The 20704-nt window shown below is 38.8% G+C and carries 19 protein-coding genes and 1 pseudogene; 6 read left to right on the top strand and 14 right to left on the bottom strand.

The window, feature by feature from the left end:
* The 4 genes from AKG34_RS04905 to AKG34_RS04890 all read right to left on the bottom strand — a co-directional run bounded on the left by AKG34_RS04905 (position 1) and on the right by AKG34_RS04890 (position 5140).
* Complete coding sequence (locus tag AKG34_RS04905; protein ID WP_053345050.1) at positions 1–1515, bottom strand: carboxylesterase/lipase family protein; 1515 nt, start codon at positions 1513–1515, stop codon at positions 1–3.
* A gap of 1077 nt (positions 1516–2592) precedes the next feature.
* Positions 2593–3714, bottom strand: a complete 1122-nt coding sequence (locus AKG34_RS04900) for an NADH-dependent flavin oxidoreductase (RefSeq protein ID WP_053345049.1) — start codon at positions 3712–3714, stop codon at positions 2593–2595.
* A gap of 20 nt (positions 3715–3734) precedes the next feature.
* Positions 3735–4043, bottom strand: coding sequence for an iron-sulfur cluster assembly accessory protein (locus AKG34_RS04895; RefSeq protein WP_053345048.1), 309 nt, complete (start codon positions 4041–4043; stop codon positions 3735–3737).
* 113 nt (positions 4044–4156) lie between these two features.
* Entirely contained in the window at positions 4157–5140 is a 984-nt protein-coding gene (locus AKG34_RS04890) for a Gfo/Idh/MocA family protein (protein ID WP_053345047.1), read from the bottom strand.
* A gap of 205 nt (positions 5141–5345) precedes the next feature.
* On the opposite strand from AKG34_RS04890, the gene AKG34_RS04885 reads away from it, so the two are divergent.
* Complete coding sequence (locus AKG34_RS04885) at positions 5346–6131, top strand: SDR family oxidoreductase (RefSeq protein WP_053345046.1); 786 nt, start codon at positions 5346–5348, stop codon at positions 6129–6131.
* 93 nt (positions 6132–6224) lie between these two features.
* Here the strand turns inward: AKG34_RS04885 and AKG34_RS04880 are convergent, their stop codons facing one another.
* Positions 6225–7457: a multidrug effflux MFS transporter gene (locus AKG34_RS04880; protein WP_053345045.1), complete on the bottom strand. Its 1233-nt coding sequence runs from the start codon at positions 7455–7457 to the stop codon at positions 6225–6227.
* Positions 7458–7625: 168 nt separating this feature from the next.
* On the opposite strand from AKG34_RS04880, the gene AKG34_RS04875 reads away from it, so the two are divergent.
* Entirely contained in the window at positions 7626–7811 is a 186-nt protein-coding gene (locus tag AKG34_RS04875) for a hypothetical protein (RefSeq protein WP_053345044.1), read from the top strand.
* Positions 7812–7891: 80 nt separating this feature from the next.
* Here AKG34_RS04875 and AKG34_RS04870 read toward each other — a convergent pair whose 3' ends face one another.
* On the bottom strand, positions 7892–8857 hold the full coding sequence (locus tag AKG34_RS04870) for a 2-hydroxyacid dehydrogenase (RefSeq protein WP_053345043.1): 966 nt from the start codon (positions 8855–8857) through the stop codon (positions 7892–7894).
* Between the two features lie 349 nt (positions 8858–9206).
* On the opposite strand from AKG34_RS04870, the gene AKG34_RS04865 reads away from it, so the two are divergent.
* Positions 9207–10172, top strand: coding sequence for an MBL fold metallo-hydrolase (locus tag AKG34_RS04865; RefSeq protein WP_053345042.1), 966 nt, complete (start codon positions 9207–9209; stop codon positions 10170–10172).
* A 57-nt stretch (positions 10173–10229) separates the two neighbouring features.
* On the opposite strand, the gene AKG34_RS04860 is transcribed toward AKG34_RS04865, so the two are convergent.
* Together AKG34_RS04860 and AKG34_RS04855 are read right to left on the bottom strand one after the other, a co-directional pair.
* Positions 10230–11183: a TRM11 family SAM-dependent methyltransferase gene (locus AKG34_RS04860; RefSeq protein ID WP_053345041.1), complete on the bottom strand. Its 954-nt coding sequence runs from the start codon at positions 11181–11183 to the stop codon at positions 10230–10232.
* Positions 11184–11415: 232 nt separating this feature from the next.
* Complete coding sequence (locus AKG34_RS04855; RefSeq protein ID WP_053345040.1) at positions 11416–12507, bottom strand: CotH kinase family protein; 1092 nt, start codon at positions 12505–12507, stop codon at positions 11416–11418.
* 128 nt (positions 12508–12635) lie between these two features.
* Between AKG34_RS04855 and AKG34_RS29560 the strand changes: the two are divergent.
* Together AKG34_RS29560 and AKG34_RS04850 are read left to right on the top strand one after the other, a co-directional pair.
* A pseudogene (locus AKG34_RS29560) lies at positions 12636–12710 on the top strand (hypothetical protein); the annotation flags it as partial.
* Between the two features lie 7 nt (positions 12711–12717).
* The gene (locus AKG34_RS04850) at positions 12718–13167 is read left to right on the top strand and encodes a hypothetical protein (RefSeq protein WP_053345039.1); all 450 of its coding nucleotides are present in this window, start codon (positions 12718–12720) and stop codon (positions 13165–13167) included.
* A 313-nt stretch (positions 13168–13480) separates the two neighbouring features.
* On the opposite strand, the gene AKG34_RS04845 is transcribed toward AKG34_RS04850, so the two are convergent.
* The 3 genes from AKG34_RS04845 to AKG34_RS04835 are packed head-to-tail and all read right to left on the bottom strand — an operon-like array spanning position 13481 to position 16223.
* Positions 13481–13792, bottom strand: a complete 312-nt coding sequence (locus AKG34_RS04845; protein WP_053345038.1) for a DUF3870 domain-containing protein — start codon at positions 13790–13792, stop codon at positions 13481–13483.
* A gap of 23 nt (positions 13793–13815) precedes the next feature.
* Positions 13816–15021, bottom strand: a complete 1206-nt coding sequence (locus tag AKG34_RS04840) for an acyl-CoA dehydrogenase family protein (protein WP_053347992.1) — start codon at positions 15019–15021, stop codon at positions 13816–13818.
* 14 nt (positions 15022–15035) lie between these two features.
* Complete coding sequence (locus AKG34_RS04835) at positions 15036–16223, bottom strand: CaiB/BaiF CoA transferase family protein (RefSeq protein WP_053345037.1); 1188 nt, start codon at positions 16221–16223, stop codon at positions 15036–15038.
* A 519-nt stretch (positions 16224–16742) separates the two neighbouring features.
* On the opposite strand from AKG34_RS04835, the gene AKG34_RS04830 reads away from it, so the two are divergent.
* Positions 16743–17684 (top strand): DHH family phosphoesterase, encoded by a 942-nt coding sequence (locus tag AKG34_RS04830; RefSeq protein WP_053345036.1) that lies wholly within the window; start codon positions 16743–16745, stop codon positions 17682–17684.
* Between the two features lie 388 nt (positions 17685–18072).
* On the opposite strand, the gene AKG34_RS04825 is transcribed toward AKG34_RS04830, so the two are convergent.
* The 3 genes from AKG34_RS04825 to AKG34_RS04815 are packed head-to-tail and all read right to left on the bottom strand — an operon-like array spanning position 18073 to position 20655.
* Positions 18073–19086, bottom strand: a complete 1014-nt coding sequence (locus tag AKG34_RS04825; RefSeq protein ID WP_053345035.1) for an aliphatic sulfonate ABC transporter substrate-binding protein — start codon at positions 19084–19086, stop codon at positions 18073–18075.
* Between the two features lie 35 nt (positions 19087–19121).
* Positions 19122–19880 carry an ABC transporter permease gene (locus AKG34_RS04820; RefSeq protein ID WP_053345034.1) on the bottom strand — a complete coding sequence of 253 codons (759 nt, stop codon included), beginning with the start codon at positions 19878–19880 and terminating at the stop codon, positions 19122–19124.
* Positions 19813–20655, bottom strand: coding sequence for an ABC transporter ATP-binding protein (locus tag AKG34_RS04815; RefSeq protein WP_053345033.1), 843 nt, complete (start codon positions 20653–20655; stop codon positions 19813–19815). Before AKG34_RS04815 ends, AKG34_RS04820 begins: the two co-directional genes overlap by 68 nt.
* Positions 20656–20704 lie beyond the last annotated feature (49 nt).

The raw sequence follows: 20704 nt of genomic DNA, 5'->3' as shown, positions 1-20704 counted from the left end.
TCACTTGTAAATCCCTACTCCCTCCCAGGCCAACCTTATCATTCTGTTAGGATCTTTTTCAATATAATCCTTTTTATCAAAAATCATAGTGTAGTGGTTGTTTTCATCATATTTCGGCCAGATTTCCCCTTCTTCGGGATTTGGGTTTCCATATTTCGCAAAGTTAACCCAATGACCTTGAATCCTTTGGGAAACCTTAAGCGCTGCTGTTTTGGATCCATAAGAAGTAATCCGTTTGCCCAATGCCGAGTCGAATGTCTGGAAGGCAAATAGAATTTCCATTCCATGGGTCGCCCCTAATTTGCTTAAACGCAGTGCCGGCGTTTTATAATCAAAACGATACATCCACGTTTTTTCAAAACGACTGTACGCCTCCGCATACCAAACGGAAGGAATATGGAAAGTCGCATCACGGCCAATGCCAAGCGCCGCTTCCTTTTTAGGGAAGTTCATATAAGCATTCGTAATTCGCTCTTTCGCCTCTGGATCAGTATTTTCGAACATTTTATGAATCATCTCTTCATTAGTTGGGATTAAAGGGGGATCCATTTGTTCAAATAATGTCGCTTCGTCTCTATTTGTTCCTATAAGCAAGGGTATCCCCTTTGCTTTTCCGGACCGAATCGAATCTAGTGGATAATCAGGCAGGAAGTCACCATCAACGACAGGTCCAAAAGATAGGGAACCAGGCATAGCTTGTGAGTTTTCCTGTAAGAGTTGGTAAGAGGCGGCGACAATTTCTTGAACTGGAAGTGTTTTTAATCGATGGATTTCATTCTTGCCAATTCCCAAGATATCCAGGAATTTTTCACTGAATTGTCGTGCAAATGCTTTTCCGTAAACAGATGTTGGAGCAGAACTTTCTGCAATAGCCTGTTTAAAAAGACCTCTCGCTGAAGGTACAGTAAGTAAGGTCGTTACGGCATTTCCTCCAGCTGATTCGCCAAATATCGTAACATTCTCAGGGTCGCCGCCAAAGGCTTCAATATTCTCTTTCACCCATTTCAAAGATGCCACTTGATCACGTAAGCCTAAGTTGGTTTCAAATGGTTCTCCATCATCTGTCAACTCAGTAAAATCCAAATATCCAAGTGCACCTAACCTATAGTTGATGCTTACCACGACTACGTCTCCATTCTTAGCCAACAAATGTCCATTGTACATATCAATAGATCCAGCTCCCGTTATATATACCCCACCAGGAATCCATACCATGACCGGGCGCTTCTTATCATCAGCTCTTGGTGACCAAATATTCAGGAACAAGCAATCCTCATCCATTTTTTCATTGCCAGCCATTCCTGTTCTTACAGCCCGATCCATCGGCTGTGGCGGAACGGCACCAAAATCCACTGCATCCAAGACACCGCTCCATTTTTCAACTGGCTCCGGCGAGCGGAAACGCAAAGCATCAATTGGCGCTTTCGCATACCTGACTCCACGCCAAACGCATACATCGTTTTCCATAGTACCTTGAAGATGTCCTTTTGCCGTCGTTACGATTGATCCAATCATACACTCTCACCTCTTCTTATAGTTATAGTTACTTAAGTTCTTCTTTTTCCATTCCCTTATATCCTTCATCTTTATCGAAAAAAGATTTATAAGGCTATTTCAACCAAAAATAATTCAAATAAATGTTCTACTCATAGTCAACTTCATATTCCGGTATTCCTATCATCCTTAAGGATTAGAAACGCAATTGTGTGGACATTCCCATTAGTGGGCATACGACCACGAATATTACTCCGGCCAAAATTATTAGTGGACAACCACTGTTCATGGATAAGACTTTTAACCAAAATATTATAGGCAAGTAAAATCAGTTATCTACTCATATTTAGATAGTTTGTTCAAAATGGTGATTCCCCTGATGTGAATTTTATTAAATCAAAACAAAAAAAGACCAATTCAGGTCTTTTTTGTTGAACGAGGAAAATATTTAGGTGAGCATAGTAATGATGCTTAATAAAGACCCTCCTCGAACGGACAGCTGTTTTGCAGCAAATTTTAATTGCTGATCATCGAGCTGATCCAATAACGGTTTTAATTCAAGCAGTTCTTTTTCCAGTTCTTTGATGTCTGATGATATCTTGTCTACTTGTACATTACTAGTAAAGTTAACATTTGTTTACATATTTTTACGTTTATATTACAAACTGGGACGATACGTCCAGACTAGTTATTTTGAAGCCGGAAGTAATGACTACTATGCAGGGAATTGGAATGTTCGACTAATTACCAATTCTTCGGCATATATTAAATAGATTTATCCATTAGAGAGATATTTTCCGTTTGAAAGGAATAAGTCTGATTATCTGTAACTCTAGGGATACTGATTGTTGGGTTAATTCACAAAATGAGCTACGGATGCCCGTATCATTTGTTTAGGCAAGTTCAAATGTAGTCGAAATACTATTTTAATTGCCTTCCTCAACATATATCTTATTGGAATGCTTATTTTCTAGGAAAAGGAACCTGTACATTCCAACCCATTGAGACCATCTATGCATAAGTTGCCCATACAAAAAACCGTCCTCAATAAAGAGAGGACGGATTTAAGGAATTATATATTTCTAATGCTTTTTACACTTACTCTACTACCGGAAGCCAACCTTTTCTATTAATCAACTTCTCCCAAAGTGGATCTGGAATGACAAGTTCATCCTGATCTTTCTTGGAAAGAGTCGTACGTATTTCAATTTCTTTTCCTGCCCTGATTTTTTCAATCCAATGCGGTTCCATAAGCAGTTCTCGACCGAGGGCGATAAATTGCACGCCTGTTTCCATAGCTTCTGCTACTTCCTCCGGTGTGTGTAGGGAGCCTACACCGACTATCGGGATACGATTACCAACCTTTTCATGAATTTTAACGATTCGGGATTTTGTCCTATCACTTTCACGGAATGAACCATTCCAGAAATGACCTACCGATATATGTAGATAATCTAAGTTTTGATTAGCTAGTCTATCGACGAACTGGAGCGTGTCATCCAAAGTGATTCCAGGATTGCTGCCCTCTTCAGGAGAAATGCGGTAGCCGATAATAAATGGCTTTTTCGCATGCTCAGCCACTGTTTTTTCCACTTCGTTTACAAGGGTAAGCGGAAAAATCAATCGTTTCCCTAGAGTTCCTCCCCATTTATCTGTCCGACGGTTCGAGTGTGGCGAAAAGAATTGTTGAAGCAAATACGTATTGGCCCCATGAATTTCTACGCCATCAAATCCTGCTTCGATGGCTCTTCTAGTTGCTTCTCCAAATGCCATAATAACGTCCTGAATTTCGTTTTCCGACATTTCCCGTGGTACCGGTGCATCTTGTTTGAAAGCAATCGCACTCGCGGAAACAGGTTGGTTATCAGGTACTAATTCGGGTGGACTTTGCCGACCACCATGATATATTTGTAAAATTGCTTTTGACCCTTTAGCTTGAATCGTCTCAGCCAATTTTCTCAAAGAAGGGATAAATAAATCATCATCTACACTAAATTGACCTGGAAACCCTTTTCCGCCAGCTATTACATAAGCACAAGCCGTAATCACCGCACCAACACCTGCCGAGCGTTCCGCATAATAAGCCAGTTCATCTTCGGTTATAAAGCCATGATCATCCGAAGAATAAGTTGTCATCGGAGCCATCATGATACGGTTTTTCACTTCTACCCCTGAAGAAAATTTATAAGGTTGAAAGATCTTTTCGTATTTTTGATTCATGCCATTCTCCCCTTTTTTTCTTAATGGTGGTGATGCCCGTGAGGTTCTTTCGAAGGATTAGTAATTTCAAAACCTTCTTCCGGAACGTAAAAATATTTAATCCATACCCCATCCAGAAATTCCTCACGTGAATCAAGCAAAATATCTATATCTTTATCTGTTTTGACAATTTCGTCATGTTCTGTCGGCGTATCAAGTTTCATCTCATAGTGAGCATGATCACCATGCATATGCGTGATATATACTCGAATCATTTTGCCTTCGGCTTCTTCACTGCTCAACATATTTTGTAAAACTTTTGCTGCATTACGGTTAATTTTGCATTTCATATCCATTCCTCCAACATAAATATTATCTATGTACTAAAATTCTACCCAATTAAAGGATATCTGTAACATCCATTTATACTCTTCTTCCAAGACCGTGTCTATTTAAATGCTTATCAACGGTCAGCAGGAAAAACGATGCCAATTTGCTTTCTTGCTTCATCCATGATTTCTATAGTCAATAGTGAATTCGCGAATGAATTTTTATCCGATTCTATTTTACCCTGATGAATCAATTCAACAAACTCTTTAACTTCATAATACATGGAAGGCATGTCCTGCTTAACCGAAATACTTTCCCTAGAACCATCCCGATAATGGATATCTACTGCTTCGGGTCCGGAAATCTTATTAATGAGAATACTTCCATGTTCGCCTTGTATTTCAGATGGCTGGTTGGATTCCGTAATTTTCGAATACATTACGACCGCTTCCATTTCGTCATAGGAAAGTAATATGGTTCCCTGTCCATCTGCCCCTGATTCAAGCAATGTTCCTGTTGCCTGAATCTTATTTGGTTTACCGAACAGTACAACAAGTGGGTAAATGACGTAAATCCCTAAATCCATTAATGCGCCGCTTGAAAATTCCGGATTGAACGCATTCAAAACTGTGCCTTTTTTATACGCGTCATAGCGTGATGAATATTGACAATAGCCTCCTGAAAATCGCCGTATGGTACCTATTTTACTAATATTTTTCTCGATACTTTCAAAGTTAGGCATTACTGTTGATTTCATTGCTTCCATTAATAGCACTTCATTTTTTTTGGCAGCGGCAATCATCTTCTTAACTTCCACTGCATTCGAAGCTAATGGTTTTTCACATAACACATGCTTTTTATTATCTAAAAATAACACTGCCTGACTGCTGTGATGAGAGTTAGGACTTGCAATATATACAGCATCAATCTCATCGCTTGCGGCCATTTCCTCTAAATTTGTAAATATTGTATGAACTCCATATTTTCCGGCAAATTCCTTAGCCTTCTCTTCTGTACGTGAATAAACAGCGGTTAAAGAAAACTCCTCCACAAGCTTTGCTGCCTCTAAAAATCGCTCAGTGATCCAGTTTGTTCCTATTACTCCTAAACGTATCATCATCATATCCCCTTTCAAACTAACTTATTATGTCCTCAATATACAGACAATTCACTAAAAAAAAAAGTAAAATGACGACCAACGACTGTTTAAATTGGATTTTTCAGGTAATTTTCCTTTATAATCTTTCTATATTACTACTGCCATGATGTTTCTACATACTACCTATTCGGGAAAGAAAACTAAAAAGGAGCGTGTGAAGTTTATGACAGATTTAATGAAAAATAAAGTCGCAATAATTACGGGTGGCGGATCAGGAATTGGCCGTGGCGCTGCACTAAAGCTAGCTGAAAACGGTGCAAATATTGTCTTTTTTGATCGGACAGTTGAAAATGCCGAAAAGGTAAAGGAAGAAGTAGAATCCCTTGGTAGAGAGGCTTTAATCGTCAAAACCGATGTTTCTAAAGCCGATCAAGTTGAAAAGGCATACCAGGTAGCCTTCGACCATTTCGGGAAAATTGATTTCGTATTCGCTAACGCAGGCATCAACGGTGTGATAGCCCCCATCGAAGACATAAAGCCAGAAGACTGGGATCAAACACATACCATCAACCTAAAGGGCACCTTCCTCACTGTCAAATACGCCATTCCATATATGAAGGAAACTGGTGGCAGCATCGTCATCAACAGCTCCATCAATGGAAACCGATTTTTCAAGAATTTTGGTTTTTCCGCCTACAGCTCATCAAAAGCTGGTCAAGTCGCTTTCGGTAAAATGGCGGCACTCGAATTGGCAAAATATAAAATCCGAGTCAACATCATTTGTCCCGGCTCCATCGATACGAACATTCACGACAACACTTTCCCTGAAGATGAAAACTTAAAAAAAATCAGAATCCCAATTGAATACCCGCAAGGTTCACAGCCCCTTGCAAAAAAAGCCGGCACTACCGAGCAAGCAGGGGACCTTGTCTTGTTCCTAGCTTCAGCTATGTCCTCCCATGTAACAGGGACGGAAGTTTATATTGACGGAGCAGAATCACTGTTATAAGAATTGAAAAAAGCAGCCCTGATTTTTATCAGGAGTACTTTCTAAACAAGGTAAAAAGCTGAAACCCTATAATAGGGATTCAGCTTTTTATTTTTATCCTAATCCCTTAACCCCACGGCGGGCAAGAACTAGATAAGCCAACATGGCGATGGCATGACAACTTACCATCACAATACCCATAGGAAGGGGTGAATCACCTGAACCTAGACCCACAAGGGGAGCCATTAGTGACCCTAAGATAAAAGGGAGCAGTCCAATTAAGGCCGAGGCACTGCCTGCTGTTTTTTTCTGATTCTGCATCGATAAAGAAAAACTTGTTGTACCGACAATTCCAACGCTAGAAACAGAGAAGAATAAAGCTATCAAGATTCCTGCTAACCCAATTTCGAGAAGGATAGATGAAAGAAGTAGGATCCCTCCAAATAATGCAAGACATAATCCTATTTGAAGGAGTTTTTCCTCTTTTACCTTACCTGCCAGCCTTCCAGTCACTTGAGAAGCAATAATGATACCCATTCCGTTTGTTGCAAAAATAAGACTGAACGTTTGGGGAGAGACACCAAAGATATTTTGGAGAACAAAAGGCGAGCCGGAAATGTAAGCAAACATTGCGGCACTTACGAATCCTTGTGAAAAAGCATAGCCCATAAACACACGGTCTTTTAATAAATTCCCAAAAGTTCGGAGTGTATCGGTTACCCCTCCTGCACTTCTATGATTAGGAGATAATGTTTCCTTTACACCGAAAAATGCTGCGGCAACCATAAGCACACTTAATACACAAATGACTATGAAAACTCCTCGCCAAGATGTGAACTGTAACAGCTGACCTCCAAAAACTGGAGCCAAAATCGGCGCAGCTCCATTTACCAGCATTAACATGGAGAAGAATTTTGTCAAATCCGTTCCTGAAAAAAGGTCACGAACAATGGCCCTGGAAATGACAATTCCTCCTGCTCCTGCGATACCTTGAATAAAACGTAATAATAAAAGCAATTCAATGGATGGAGCAAAAGCACATAACAGAGATGAAACGCAATAAATGGATAGTGAAATGATTAACGGTACCCGTCTTCCTTTTGCATCACTTAGTGGCCCTAGATAAATCTGCCCTAACGCCAATCCTAATAAACAGGCAGTCAAACTAAGCTGGGCTAAAGACGCACTGCTTTTTAGATCTTCAGCAAGCGTAGGCAGACCTGGTAAATACATATCAAGTGACAATGGTCCAATCGCTGCAAAGGAACCAAGCATAAGAGCCATCAACAGCCTTTTGGATTTAGTCATTTCGTTACCTGATGAAATTGTTTCTTTCAATTCAATCATTACTACCCCTATCCCTTTTAACAAGTTGTTTTTTTCTAAAAAATACGTGATCTTCTTTATTTTACAAAAAATCCAGTCAATTTACGATAAGTATGCTTTCCTTAAGTTAAAGATAATCCGAGTAATTCTATTTAGCACTCTTTTAAAATGATAATGAGGGGATTCAAATTGTTTTGCACCATATTAACCTGTACACAGCAGTCTATCAATATTAAGGTGTATGACGAGAAGTCATATAAAGTTTATGAGAAAGAAGGAGAACTAACCTTATCCACCACAAATAATGAATTAAAAATCACACATGGTTTTAGTAGAGGGATAGAAATTGACGGTTTAGAAACAGCAGGACTTTAAAAAAAAAAGGCATTGTGGTTGATATTTCACTCTCAAAAAAGGACCCCATTTTTTTGGAGTCCTTTTTTCACATGTCATTTTCATAATACTACTAAATTACGTGGAGTATCACCTGCTAAACCATCCATCAAGTTTTGTGCAGCAAGGCTTGCCATTTTCAATCTTGTCGCAATGCTGGCACTCCCGATATGCGGTAACGTAACCACATTTGGCAATGTTAGCAGCGGATGATCCAATGAAACTGGTTCTTCTTCAAATACATCTAATCCTGCCGCCCAAATTACTCGGTTTTTCAACGCCAGATATAACGCCTTTTCATCAACAATCCCACCTCTTGCCGTATTTATGAGTACAGCCGTCTCTTTCATTAAATCCAGCTGATCTGCGCCAATCATATAAGTGGTTTCCGGAGTAAGCGGCAACATGACACAGACAAAATCCGAAACTTGGAGCAATTTTTCAAGGGGCTGATATTCAATTCCTAATTCTTTTTCCTGTTCATATTTACGGCTTCGATTAAAATAAACTAGATCCATATCAAAGCCCTTAGCTCTTTTAGCCAGTGCCTCACCAATCCTCCCTAACCCGATGATTCCCATCGTTGCACCGTGTACATCCTGTCCGGTCAGCTGCATAGGTGACCACGTTTCCCATTGTCCACTCTTTAAATAATCTTCTGCTTCTATCAGCCTTCTTGCCGTTGCAAGCAGCAAGCCAAAGGTTAAATCAGCAGTTGTTTCCGTTAAAACCCCGGGCGTGTTCGTGACCATGATGCCTCTTTTTATTGCACTATGTATATCAATATTGTTATAACCAACCGCCATATTGGCAATGATTTTTAGATTAACCGCCTTTTCAATCAGCGCCTCATCTATTTGTTCCGTCAACAAACAAAGCAACCCATCAATTTCTTCTATTTCTTTTTCAAGCACATCTCTAGGAACCGGTATATCCTCTTGTTCCCACATCGTGACATGATAATTCACTCTCAGCCTATTAACTATTTGTTCTGGCAATTTCCTTGTAATATAGATCTTAGGTTTCAAACTAGGCCCTCCTATACACTTTCTATTTTCTATAGAACGCTTTCTCTCAACATACATTACAGTTTTAGTTATAAAAAATACATGAATATGAAACCTCAACAGCCAAAATTAATTATAAGAATATTGGCTTAATTTCCGGGGTGCTTATTCAATTTTAAAATAAACAAGATAAATAAACCATCCATTACCAGTTATTTTCTCTATTAAAATCTTTTTCATTTGGAAGTTTCCGCTTGACAGTTTCATTTCATTCATCTCATCATAGATTAATAACCCTTTATATATACTTGCTCAATATTAGTAATATCACTATTTAGTTAATCTCAATTTGGGAGGATAGGCGACGTTCATGAAAACTAATACATTACTTGAAATTTATCCAATTATAGCTCCAAGTGCTTTATCATTGAAAAGCATAAACTTTTACTTAGTAAAACAGGATGAATCTTTAACATTAGTAGATGCTGGTATGAATGACGATGTTTGCTGGAATGCATTACAGAACACATTAAAGGAAAATGGTTTTACCATTAAGGATATTACAGAAATTTTGTTAACCCATCACCATGGAGACCATGTAGGTTTGGTTAACCGGATTACTGCACTCCACCCGATTCCTGTTTATGCCCATTCTAAATCCGTTCCTCGTTTAAAACGGGATCCTGACTTCTTAAGTATGAGAATTGAATTTTATAAACAGCTTTACCTTCAAATGGGCTGTGGTGAACTAGGTGATAAACAAGTCGCCTATTTATTCAATGCCGTTGATAATAATAAAGATCAAAGACTGAATTGTGACATCATTGAAATCACGGAAAAAAAATGGCTGAACTTTGAAGTAATCGAATTTCCCGGACATGCCCCGGATCAAATAGCCTTCCTTGACCAAAAAGAGAAACGGCTGCTTGCTGGTGATTTATTGATTGAACATATTTCAAGTAATGCCTTGGTTGAACCTGATGAAAACGGCAATAGAATGCTGACACTCGTGGATCATATCGATTCATTAAAGCGGTGTTTATCATTACAGATCAATCTCATTTTACCAGGACATGGTAATATCATAGAACACCCCGGTTCTTTAATTGAAAAAAGACTCAACAGTATTGAGTCAAAATCACAAAAAATCTTGGCTTTAATAGAATCCGGAATTTCGACAGGTAATGAACTGGCGAAAACCTTTTATAAAGAAAAATATGTAAAAGAGTTCCCGCTTGTCATGTCAGAAATTATTGGTCATTTAGATTACTTAGAATATCAGGAAAAGATCAACAAGGAAATTATCAAAAATGTGGTTCATTATTACGTTAAGTAAAAATCACAAAGGCTGAAATCCACAAAGATTTCAGCCTTTTTATCTTCCCAATTAAGCTTATACACACAAAACAATCTGTCTGGAAAAAATGCCTTTCTTGGCCACACATCGATCTGCAATTTCAAACCCGGCTTCTTCAATCATGTGATCCATCGTATCAATGGTTACGACAACCACCTTGTCAGCAAAGCGTCTGGCATGTTTAAGGATTGAGAGTTGATCTTCCGGAGTCGCATGTGTATATAGATTGTAAGGCATATCAATAATCGCTACATCATAGTTTTTCGTAACATCTGAGATTGGCCCGGTTGTTACATCACCTTCGAGTCCGAAATAAGCAATATTCTCTCTCGATCCATCTGTCACAAGAGGATTGATATCGCGACCATCAATATCTATCCCCATTGATAGGGCTTCCACTAACACTGTCCCAATGCCGCAGCATGGATCAATGGCTTTCACTCCATCTGGATGTGGAACCGCAATGTTAGCAATGGCTCTGGCTACTCTTGTGCTAAGTGCTGTTGAATACTCACGAGGCTTTTTCATATGATGTAACCAAACAGCTTCCGGTTTAACATATTTCCCGAAATACCAACGACCACCAAGTGGCACAATACCAAAGACCTGATCAGGATTACGTACATCGGCATTTCCCTGAATGTGCCAGCCAATTTCCCGTTCAATTTCACGTTGTCCATCATAATCTATTTTTGCTTCTTTATCCAAATCATTAATTTTAACAAATAACACTTTAAATGTTGAATGTGGTAAGTGAATATTTTTTACCTGCTCAACAATTTCGGATATGCTTTCCCCTTCGTACATCACCTCGACCCGTCCTTTTATAAACGGACTTCTGCTCGGTTCAATTTCAATATTACTTTTCAAAATATTAACTGATGTTTCTAAACCGAAGAACGAGCGCATCTCCATATTACATAAAGAGCGTTCATCTGGGCTGCACGTAAAGGTATATATATATGCCGGCAAACGGCTATGATTATTCAATGTATTCCCATCCTTCATAATACGTTAGATTATATCTTTCTATCAAACATAGCTTTAAAAGATTAGAAATGCAAATAGAATCATGACGAAAAACAGCAGGAACGCTGTTCTTTCAGCGTACCTGCCGTTTTTAATAAAATTTAACCATTTACCTTCCTTCATCTAAAGCTAGAAAATACACGCAATATCTTACAACTTCGATTGGAAAAACAAGTGAATGTTAAACAAGTAATTAATCTAATGTATGCAATTGACTATTTATATAATTTGCCCGTGACTCTATGAAATTGAGGATGAAATCAGGTTCTTTATCGAAATTTTCAATATTATCCCTAATATATGGATCTTGCGGAACATACGGTCTGATTTGGTTATACATATCCTGAATAATAGGTTCCATATATCTTGCGTTAAACTGATTGTTCATAATCTCTTTTAAAAGACGTTGATATATTCGACGAAATGTATCTATATCAAGAATTCTTGCAGTTAATGTATTAAAGCCTTTAATACCAACATAATCCTCCTCCATCACCTTTCCATTTACATCTCTCCCCCATGTCGCATCATAATCCCACGGGATGATTTCAAATAGTCCAGTGTCTCCATTTCGGTACAAAGCATAATTGTGAACAAATCCATCAAAGTTTTGTGTGAAAATGACACCAGCCAGCCAGCGCAGATACTTTTCCACATCTACATATTTTACAATTTCCTTTTCAAAATCCACTCTTGGAATTGTATTAATATTGATAATTAATTCTTGTAAATATAATTCATCCTGAGCTGTCCCACATTTTTTTTGATAGCCCAATTCTAAGGATTGTTTAATTCCTTTATCTAAATCACTCATTAACGAGAAATTAGCATCTCCATCAACTGCATAAAAAATAGATCCTTTTGGCAGGTTTCTATTCTTCAAATAATGTTCATCTACTGATTCTAATTCTAGGTATATCCCCTCGTCCTTCCCATTCAAATTCAGGAAAACAAATTGGGATCTTGGTGATAAAGTTCCTATATCTGCAAAAAAATCTAATGATAATTTATTTCTTAGTAAAGATTTATCCTTATATTCAGCGTTTAAATGTACTTCTTTGGCATTGCGATAAGTATTTGGCTTGTAAAAGATTACATTATAGGACTTCTTCCGAAAATCTCGGATATGGGAGCCACGGTAAACGATATCAATATCGAGTTTTTTTCTGTTTATTGTTAACTTTGCACATACCGGATCATTGCACCAAATGTCTCTACGAAGTTCCATTAAATTTACAGGTGGAATAAAAAGCTGATATATAGGTATTTCCTTGTCAGCATTCATATAACCCTTCCCTTTCATTTTCATTTTAATTTATGAAAAAAAGCGAAAGATGCCACAAAAATAACTAATTTTTTTTAAAGGTTTTGCGATAATCAATAGCACATTACGTACAAGCAACATAGTTTATTATGGAAAAGGAGGATAAATATATGTCAAATATTTTTCGGGATATACAAAATGCGGTGGATAGGGCTAATTCTTTTGGGTTAAGTGACTTCATGTATCAGGACCCTCGTTCAAGAGCCCGTTCTACGAGGAAAAAGAATAGAAAAAGGCGCAGTACTCGTCGTTCACCACGCCGCACCAGCAGAAATCGGGCCACATGTAGCATTCAACGGCGCACCAGCAGAAATCGGGCCACGTGTAGCATTCAACGACGTACCAGCAGGAACCGTTCTACTTGCAGGTCTCATCGTCGCTCATGCTGGAGAAGGAGATGTACTTGCAATACTCAACTACGCTCTTGCTGGAGAAGGAGATCTACCTGCAGGACTGAACGACGTACTAGCAGAAATCGGTGTACCAGCAGAAATCGGCGCACCAGCAGAAATCGGCGTACTTTCAACAATCGGCGATGCCATAGAAGGCCTTCCATTTGCTTCCGAAATAATTGTAGATGGAACTTTTAAATGCATGAATATTTTGAGGAGAAATCTTTAGAAGAGGCAACTTTAGAACGTTGAAAATATTTTTAAAGAGGTGATACTTTTTTATCACCTCTATTGTTGATGGATTATGAAAAAAATAACTAGCTTTTTTTAAACTACTAAAGAATCTTTCAAATCTCTCATGAACGATCACCCAATGTAGAAATCAGAATTACTACCATACGCATTAACGGCAATTTAACACATGCCCAATTAGGGGGCATGGACCACCTTCATTATTTTTGCACATTGAAAGTGCGCACCTTACAATGTAGTCAAAAAAAGGATCCTACCGGCTTTAAGACCGGCACGATCCATTTTAATTCTTATTTAACGGAGACCAATTCGAACTGTGCATATACATCCTTCAGCCCTGCTTGAATCGCTTGACCTGCCTTACCACGATAATACATTTGCACACGATCAATCAATTCTTCGATACCATCTTTAAGACAATAACCGCGAAGTAGTTGACGAATGTATTCCCTGCCATGTTCTGTAGCAAGGGTACAGGATGCATCAACAATAACACCATATTTAAAGTCCAATTCTACAGTGATTGTGATAGAATCATATACATTCCTCGCTGCCATACCTTGTGGAAGTTTTGCATGTCCTGCAATAAAATATGTGTTCATCATCTGATCTCCTCTGTCTGTAATTAATGTACGGAAACTTGCTCGAAGGGCCATGCAGGCAATTGCTTACGTAGTTCTTTATCTTGTCTGTAGCCTAGAGCGTATTCCCCCTGCATTACAGTATGAATTTCACGCGTTCCTTCGTAAATGACCGGAGCTTTTGAATTTCGTAGGAAACGTTCCACCGGATATTCATCCGAGTAGCCATAGGCACCATGGATTTGAACCGCATCATTCGCTGCTTCGTTCGCTGCATTACATGAAACCCACTTAGCAAGTGATGTTTCCTTGGTATTACGTTTGCCTTGGTTTTTTAATGTCCCAGCTTTAAAGACCAGCAATCTGGAAATCTCTAGATTCGCGCTCATCTTAGCAATCATCTGTTGAACAAGCTGATGCCTACCAATCTCTTTTCCAAATGTACTGCGCTCATGGCAATACTTTAAGCTTGCTTCTAGACTTGCCTCGATTAACCCTACAGCACCTGCAGCTACTGTAAAACGACCGCTGTCCAATGCTGACATAGAAATTTTAAAGCCCTCTCCCTCTTTACCAAGTCTATTCGCAATTGGAACCTTTACATCCGTTAAAAAGACTTCGCCTGTATTTCCTGCGCGAATTCCTAATTTTCCTTTAATGGCTTTGGATTCCACTCCCTCAAAAGTACGTTCTACAATAAAAGCAGTAATCCCTTTGGAGCCGAGATCATGATCCGTCTTAGCAAAAATGAGGAAATGATCCGCATAATCGCAGAGAGAAATCCAAGTTTTTGATCCATTCAAAATGTAATAATCCCCATCACGTTTAGCCGTTGATTTCATTGCTGCTACGTCAGACCCTGCATTCGGTTCAGTCAGACCGAAAGCGCCAATCCTAGTTCCTTTTGCTTGCGGTACTAAATATTTTTGTTTCTGTTCTTCAGTTCCCCATTGCAATAAAGTCATGCTATTCAACCCTGTATGTACTGAAACTGCAGTGCGGTAAGCCGTATCACCACGCTCTAACTCTTCACAAACGATAGCGAGAGTATTATAATCCATTCCGACTCCACCATACTCTTCAGGGATACAAACACCCATCAGCTGCAATTCTGCCAATCTCTTTAGAATATGAGGTTGAAACTGTCCTTGTCGATCCCACTCTTGAATGTATGGGATAATTTCCTTATCCACAAATTTCCTTACCACTTTTTTCACACTTTGCTGCTCTTCTGTTAATTCGAAATTCATCATCTAAATTCCTCCTAAATAATTTTATTTTGTTTAAATTTGATTATTTCGTCTGGTTTATACCCAATTCCAGCCAAAATCGAATCAGTATGCTCTCCATACAGCGGTGGATGCTTTCTCATCGTGACAGGTGTTTTCGAAAGTTTTAAGGGGGATCCTGTTACTCTCAGATTTTCAACAGTAGGATGCTCCATATTCACCAACATGTCTCTCGCTTTTATTTGGGGATCCTCTAACATCTCTGCGATAGTATTAATTGGGCCATTTGGAATCCCCGCGTTATCAAGCAGCACTTTCCACTCTTTTTTTGTCTTTCTTTTTAACAAATCTTCAACTATCGGTATTAATTCTTCCTTGTTAAGCAAACGATTTTCATTACGCTTAAACTGTTCCAGCTCCGCTAAATCCGGTCTTTCTAAAACATATGTGAATCGCCTGAACTGCTCATCATTTCCTACAGCCACGACTAACTCTCCATCGCTTGCATGAAAAGTTTGATAAGGCACAATATTCGGATGTTGATTTCCCATTCGCTCAGGAGTTATTCCATTGAATAAATAATTGCTGGCAACATTTACTAACGAAGAAACCTGACAATCCATTAACGAAATATCAATTTCCTGTCCTTCCCCCGTTTTTTCCCTATGATGTAAAGCTGATAAAATGCCTATGCATGTATATAAACCAGTCAATATGTCAGCAATAGCAACGCCGACTTTCATGGGACTCCCATCCGTTTCTCCCGTGATGCTCATCAAACCACTCATCGCTTGAATGATATAATCATAGCCAGGTAAATCTTTATAAGGGCCGGTTAAACCAAATCCTGTGATCGAGGCCATAATCAATTGGGGGTTGAATTCCTTTAATTCCTCATAACCTATCCCCATTTTTTCCAAGGTACCTGTCTTAAAGTTTTGAACCACTATATCCCCCGAAGACACCAGCTTACGGAAAATCTCTTTCCCTTTTTCAGACTTTAAATTCAAAGTCATGCTTTGCTTATTTCGATTGGCGCATAAATAGTAAGCGCTTTCTCCTTGGGCAAACGGTGGACCCCAGCCTCTCGTTTCGTCACCTGATTCATGATGCTCAATTTTAATTACATCCGCTCCCAAATCTCCGAGAATCATTGAACAAAACGGCCCCGCCAAAACACGGGATACATCGATAATCCGGACTCCATCCAAAGCTCCATTCATTTTATCACCCCTTTCTAACTGTCGGGATACACAAAAAGAGCCAGCAAAACCAACAATGTTATTACATTGAACGTTTCACTGACTCTTATCCATGGCTTGTCTTCCGGCAAAGGAAGATCAAGTGAACAAAGTCAATTTTATAAATTCTAAGTTTAAACCAAGCCGGCTTTGCAGCAAGGTAACTTGCCGTCATCGGTTTGGTAGATTAAGTATAAATCTATTAATTGAATTTTGCAATAATTTTGTTTATTACTTAATAATAGCTAATTTAATTGTCCCCCTCTCTAAACTATTTAATTATGAATTTGAAATATTGATATTCCTAACACACTCTGAAATCTCTCTATACTCATTTTATGGTGTTTGGAATTGCCTTTACACTTGTGACATGTGATGATTAGAGTACCTAATTTTATATGTAAATAAAATTCATTAGTTCATGCTTTCTTTTCTATATTAAATTTTTTTAATCTAATATTGATCTACGAGGTAATTATAGATTCAAAGGGAGATGGCAAAATGGAAAATATAAAAAACGAAATAGTCAAAGCCATCAGGAAATATTCTACTATTATCATTCACCGTCATATTAATCCGGACCCGGATGCTATAGGATCACAAGTCGGGCTACAACAACTAATTAAACATTCCTATCCCTCCAAGGAGGTTTATGTGGTAGGAGAAGAAGTAGATAGCCTGTTGTTTATTAGTAAAATGGAAGTTATCCCTGATAAAACTTACAAGGGTGCATTAGTGATCGTTTGTGATACTTCTAGCACTTCACGCATTAGTGATTCCCGATATACACATGGGGACATGTTGATTAAAATTGACCACCACCCCGAATATGAACAATTCGGTGACCTTTCTTGGGTTGACCCTTCTTATAGCTCTGCAAGTGAAATGCTTGTTGACTTATTTTTGAATTTTCAAGAGGATTTTAAAATAAACAAAGAAGCAGCTAAAGCATTTTATGCAGGGATAATTAGTGATACAGGGCGTTTCTTGAATGGAAATACTTCTCCTAGGACCTTAAAAACGGTTTCGCTCTTACGAACTTATAATTTTCAGCCAGAAAGAATCCATAACCTTCTTAATACAAAGACTAAAAATTCTTCAAGGCTTCAAAAAGATATTCTTATGAGCTTCAAAGTAACCGATAAAGGGGTAGCTTACTTTATTATGACAAAGGAACTGTTAAATAAGTATGGTGTAGACCGAGTAGAAGCTTCAAACTTAGTTAACACCCTTTCTTCTATTAAAGGAAACAAAATCTGGGTGTTCTTTATCGAATATCCGACGGAAATCCGTGTCAGAATTCGTTCAAGAAATATCCCTATCTCTTCAATTGCCCGGCAATTCAATGGAGGAGGGCATTCATTTGCTGCCGGTGCAACCATCCATTCGTGGGAAGAAGTAGATCATATTATTGAGGCCTTAAATCAAGTTTGCCCAAAGTAAGCTCTAGAGAAAAATTGCCTGCTCCTAGGTAAAGTAAAAAGCCTCAAACTATATCAGTCTAAGGCATGAAGCTCTCTCTACCATTTATCTTTTAACTGCCTTCAGCTCCACTTTACCCAGTTCATCCACTAAGAATGTTAAAATTTTCAGATTTATCATAAGAAGTTATTGGGAAATTCAAAGCAATGGTTGTTTGACTACTCTTTTGACTCATTACAAACCTCTCCGCTTGATATTCGAATTCATTTATTACTTTCATATGATTTGCAAAAACATTTTCGCATTACTATGTAAACCGAATTTAACATTCAATATTTCTCAAATCTATTAAGGCGCACAAAAAAAACGCCCAAGGCCAAAAATCGGCTGAGGCGTTTTTTTACATTTATTACTTGGATACTTCTTTAAGAATAGATAAGTCAATCATACCCTTAATATCACTGCTAGGAACATATCCCGCTTCTTTGCTTATATCAGCCATTTCCTGAATAACTTGTTCATTAACTTCCGTTGTTACTTCTAAGCGTGAAAACGCAGAGGTAACTTCTTCTTTGCTTAATTCTTTTCCAGTTAGTTTCTTTAAATGCTTAATAACTAATTCTTGGCTTTCTTCAGGATTGTTTTGGATAAAATCCACTGCTTTTTTGTGAGCTTTCAAATAAGATGCGGCGAGCCCCTTTTTATCCAAGAACTTCTGACTTGCAGCCACTACCGTGTTTGGTGAATCTTTTCCCCATGCAAACTGATCCCAGTCAAGCACTAACTTTCCCTTTGCCTGGTTTTCCAATACATATCCCCATGGTTCCTGGGTAGCTGCAGCATCGACTGATTTTTGGACAAAAAGTGCTGTTGTGTCAGCGGGTGCTGCCGCATATAACTCAACTGTTCCTCCGTTAGTAGTCGGTTTTAAGTCAACGTCTTGAAGCGCTTTTCTAAGCATGACATCCTGTGTGCTCCCTATAACAGGAATCGCTACTTTTTTACCGTCTAAATCTTTTAAATCCGTTACCTTGCTGCCCTCACTAGACACAAGAACGGCCCCGCCATTAACAGCTCCAGAAATCAGGTGGTATTCCGGGTTTTTAACGTAAAAGTTGAGTAATGGACCAGGCCCAACTGTTCCGACATCAATAGCGTTTGTAGCCATTGCTTCCATAAATAGACCACCATTAGCCACTGTTTTGGTTTCAATCTTAACATCTTCACCGAACTCTTCTTCAAAAAAGCCTTTTTCAAGTGCAATGATCGTTGCACTGTGAGTTAAGTTAGGAAAATATCCAATTTTCACAGTTTGTTTCCCAGTGCCTTTTCCCTCTTCTTTACTTGTGGGTTGTGTGCATCCGCTTACTATTCCGATTAACAATACAGACATAATAAGGGCAAAAAATGATTTTCTCAGCATATTTCCCTCTCCTTTTAAACTATAATCTTATTAAACTACCGTTGATTTACTCCCCATTTCAGTTGAACATTTCGTTCTAGACGTGAGAAGACAACATTATCCACGATTGTTCCGATAATTGCGATAATGATCATTACGGAGATGACCAAATCCATTTGTCCGAGCGATCTACCCATTTCTAGCAATTGTCCAAGACCGCCGCCTCCGCCAAGTAATTCACCTGCCATCAATGCACGCCAAGAAAATGCCCATGCAATTCGCAGCCCGGATATTATTTGTGGAACAGATGCTGGTAAAATCACGGTACGTAGAAAATGAAATCCGGTCGATCCATATGTTTTGGCAACCCGTTGATACAGCTGGGGCACATTCCGGAATCCACTGGTTGCATTAACGGTCATCGTCCAAGTTGCGCCGATAGTGACGATAAAGAGAATCGAAAAATCATTCAATCCAAACCAAATTATTGCTAAAGGGAACCAAACGATACTCGGTATGGACTGTAAAGCCGTCACGACGAATCCAAGCGTATCTTCAACCAGTTTAAAGCGCCAAATGAAATATCCTAATATTAGACCTATTATAATGGCAATCGTAAAGCCGATCAGGATACGGCCAAGGCTTTTTCCGATAGCATCGGTTATTTGTCCGCTTACTAGTCCATTAAACAGAGTTTCCAACACTTGAGTCAGGCTCGGAAACATGAAATCTGGAAGACTGGAAAGTCTAGATGTGACTTCCCATATCCCCGCTATCATCGCGATGAATATGATTCGTCTTAAAGCTGTAATCATTCCCCATTTCCTCCTTCAACACTTTTTCAATTTCCTCCTGCAAGATCGATAGAACCCTTTGTTCAGTGTTCAAAGTTACACTATCTGGCATAACTCCATCTTTCATGGATGGGACGGAAATCGTCTCTTTAATTTTCCCGGGACGGGTTGCAAAGACGATAATTTTTTCAGAAAGCTGAACAGCCTCACGAATATTATGGGTAACAAAAAAGATTGTCACTTTTGTTTTTCTCCAGATTTCGAGCAGCTCTTTATGCAAGACCATCCTCGTTTGCTCATCAAGCGCAGAAAATGGCTCATCCATCAACAGAATATCCGGTTCCATAACCAGCGCTCTTGCAATGGCTACCCTCTGTTTCATGCCCCCTGAGAGCTGATGTGGATAGGAATCCACATAGCGACTGAGGTGAACCATTTTTAAAATGTCTAATGCCTTCGATTTCGCCTCTTCTTTGGGCATTTTCTTTAACTTCAATCCGTATGTAACATTTTCAAGTACCGTTAACCAAGGAAATAACCCTGCCTCTTGAAACACTACGACTCGTTCCGGTCCTGGCTTCATCACCTTTTTTCCAGCTACACGGATCTCCCCTTTATCAGCCTTATCCAGACCAGCAATTAGATACAGGAGTGTCGATTTACCGCAGCCTGATGGCCCAACAATCGAAACGAAGCTTCCTTTCTCGACCTCTATGTTAATCTCATCGAGCACCTTTATGCTTTCTTTCTTTTCATTCAAAAAACTTTTTTCAATTCCATCTATTGTTAAATACATAAAGTCACCCCACTTTTAAATCGCATTGATTTACTAAACATTATTTCTT

This window comes from Peribacillus butanolivorans, from assembly GCF_001273755.1.
Taxonomy (GTDB): Bacteria; Bacillota; Bacilli; order Bacillales; family DSM-1321; genus Peribacillus; species Peribacillus butanolivorans.
This window is presented reverse-complemented; position numbering and strand designations above follow the sequence as displayed.

Excerpts from the sequence above, each read along its gene's own strand:
- AKG34_RS04905 (WP_053345050.1), bottom strand. The coding sequence starts at position 1,515 with ATGATTGGATCAATCGTAACGACGGCAAAAGGACATCTTCAAGGTACT.
- AKG34_RS04900 (WP_053345049.1), bottom strand. The coding sequence starts at position 3,714 with ATGAATCAAAAATACGAAAAGATCTTTCAACCTTATAAATTTTCTTCA.
- AKG34_RS04895 (WP_053345048.1), bottom strand. The coding sequence starts at position 4,043 with ATGAAATGCAAAATTAACCGTAATGCAGCAAAAGTTTTACAAAATATG.
- AKG34_RS04890 (WP_053345047.1), bottom strand. The coding sequence starts at position 5,140 with ATGATACGTTTAGGAGTAATAGGAACAAACTGGATCACTGAGCGATTT.
- AKG34_RS04885 (WP_053345046.1), top strand. The coding sequence starts at position 5,346 with ATGACAGATTTAATGAAAAATAAAGTCGCAATAATTACGGGTGGCGGA.
- AKG34_RS04880 (WP_053345045.1), bottom strand. The coding sequence starts at position 7,457 with ATGATTGAATTGAAAGAAACAATTTCATCAGGTAACGAAATGACTAAA.
- AKG34_RS04865 (WP_053345042.1), top strand. The coding sequence starts at position 9,207 with ATGAAAACTAATACATTACTTGAAATTTATCCAATTATAGCTCCAAGT.
- AKG34_RS04855 (WP_053345040.1), bottom strand. The coding sequence starts at position 12,507 with ATGAATGCTGACAAGGAAATACCTATATATCAGCTTTTTATTCCACCT.
- AKG34_RS04845 (WP_053345038.1), bottom strand. The coding sequence starts at position 13,792 with ATGAACACATATTTTATTGCAGGACATGCAAAACTTCCACAAGGTATG.
- AKG34_RS04840 (WP_053347992.1), bottom strand. The coding sequence starts at position 15,021 with ATGAATTTCGAATTAACAGAAGAGCAGCAAAGTGTGAAAAAAGTGGTA.
- AKG34_RS04835 (WP_053345037.1), bottom strand. The coding sequence starts at position 16,223 with ATGAATGGAGCTTTGGATGGAGTCCGGATTATCGATGTATCCCGTGTT.
- AKG34_RS04830 (WP_053345036.1), top strand. The coding sequence starts at position 16,743 with ATGGAAAATATAAAAAACGAAATAGTCAAAGCCATCAGGAAATATTCT.
- AKG34_RS04825 (WP_053345035.1), bottom strand. The coding sequence starts at position 19,086 with ATGCTGAGAAAATCATTTTTTGCCCTTATTATGTCTGTATTGTTAATC.
- AKG34_RS04820 (WP_053345034.1), bottom strand. The coding sequence starts at position 19,880 with ATGATTACAGCTTTAAGACGAATCATATTCATCGCGATGATAGCGGGG.
- AKG34_RS04815 (WP_053345033.1), bottom strand. The coding sequence starts at position 20,655 with ATGTATTTAACAATAGATGGAATTGAAAAAAGTTTTTTGAATGAAAAG.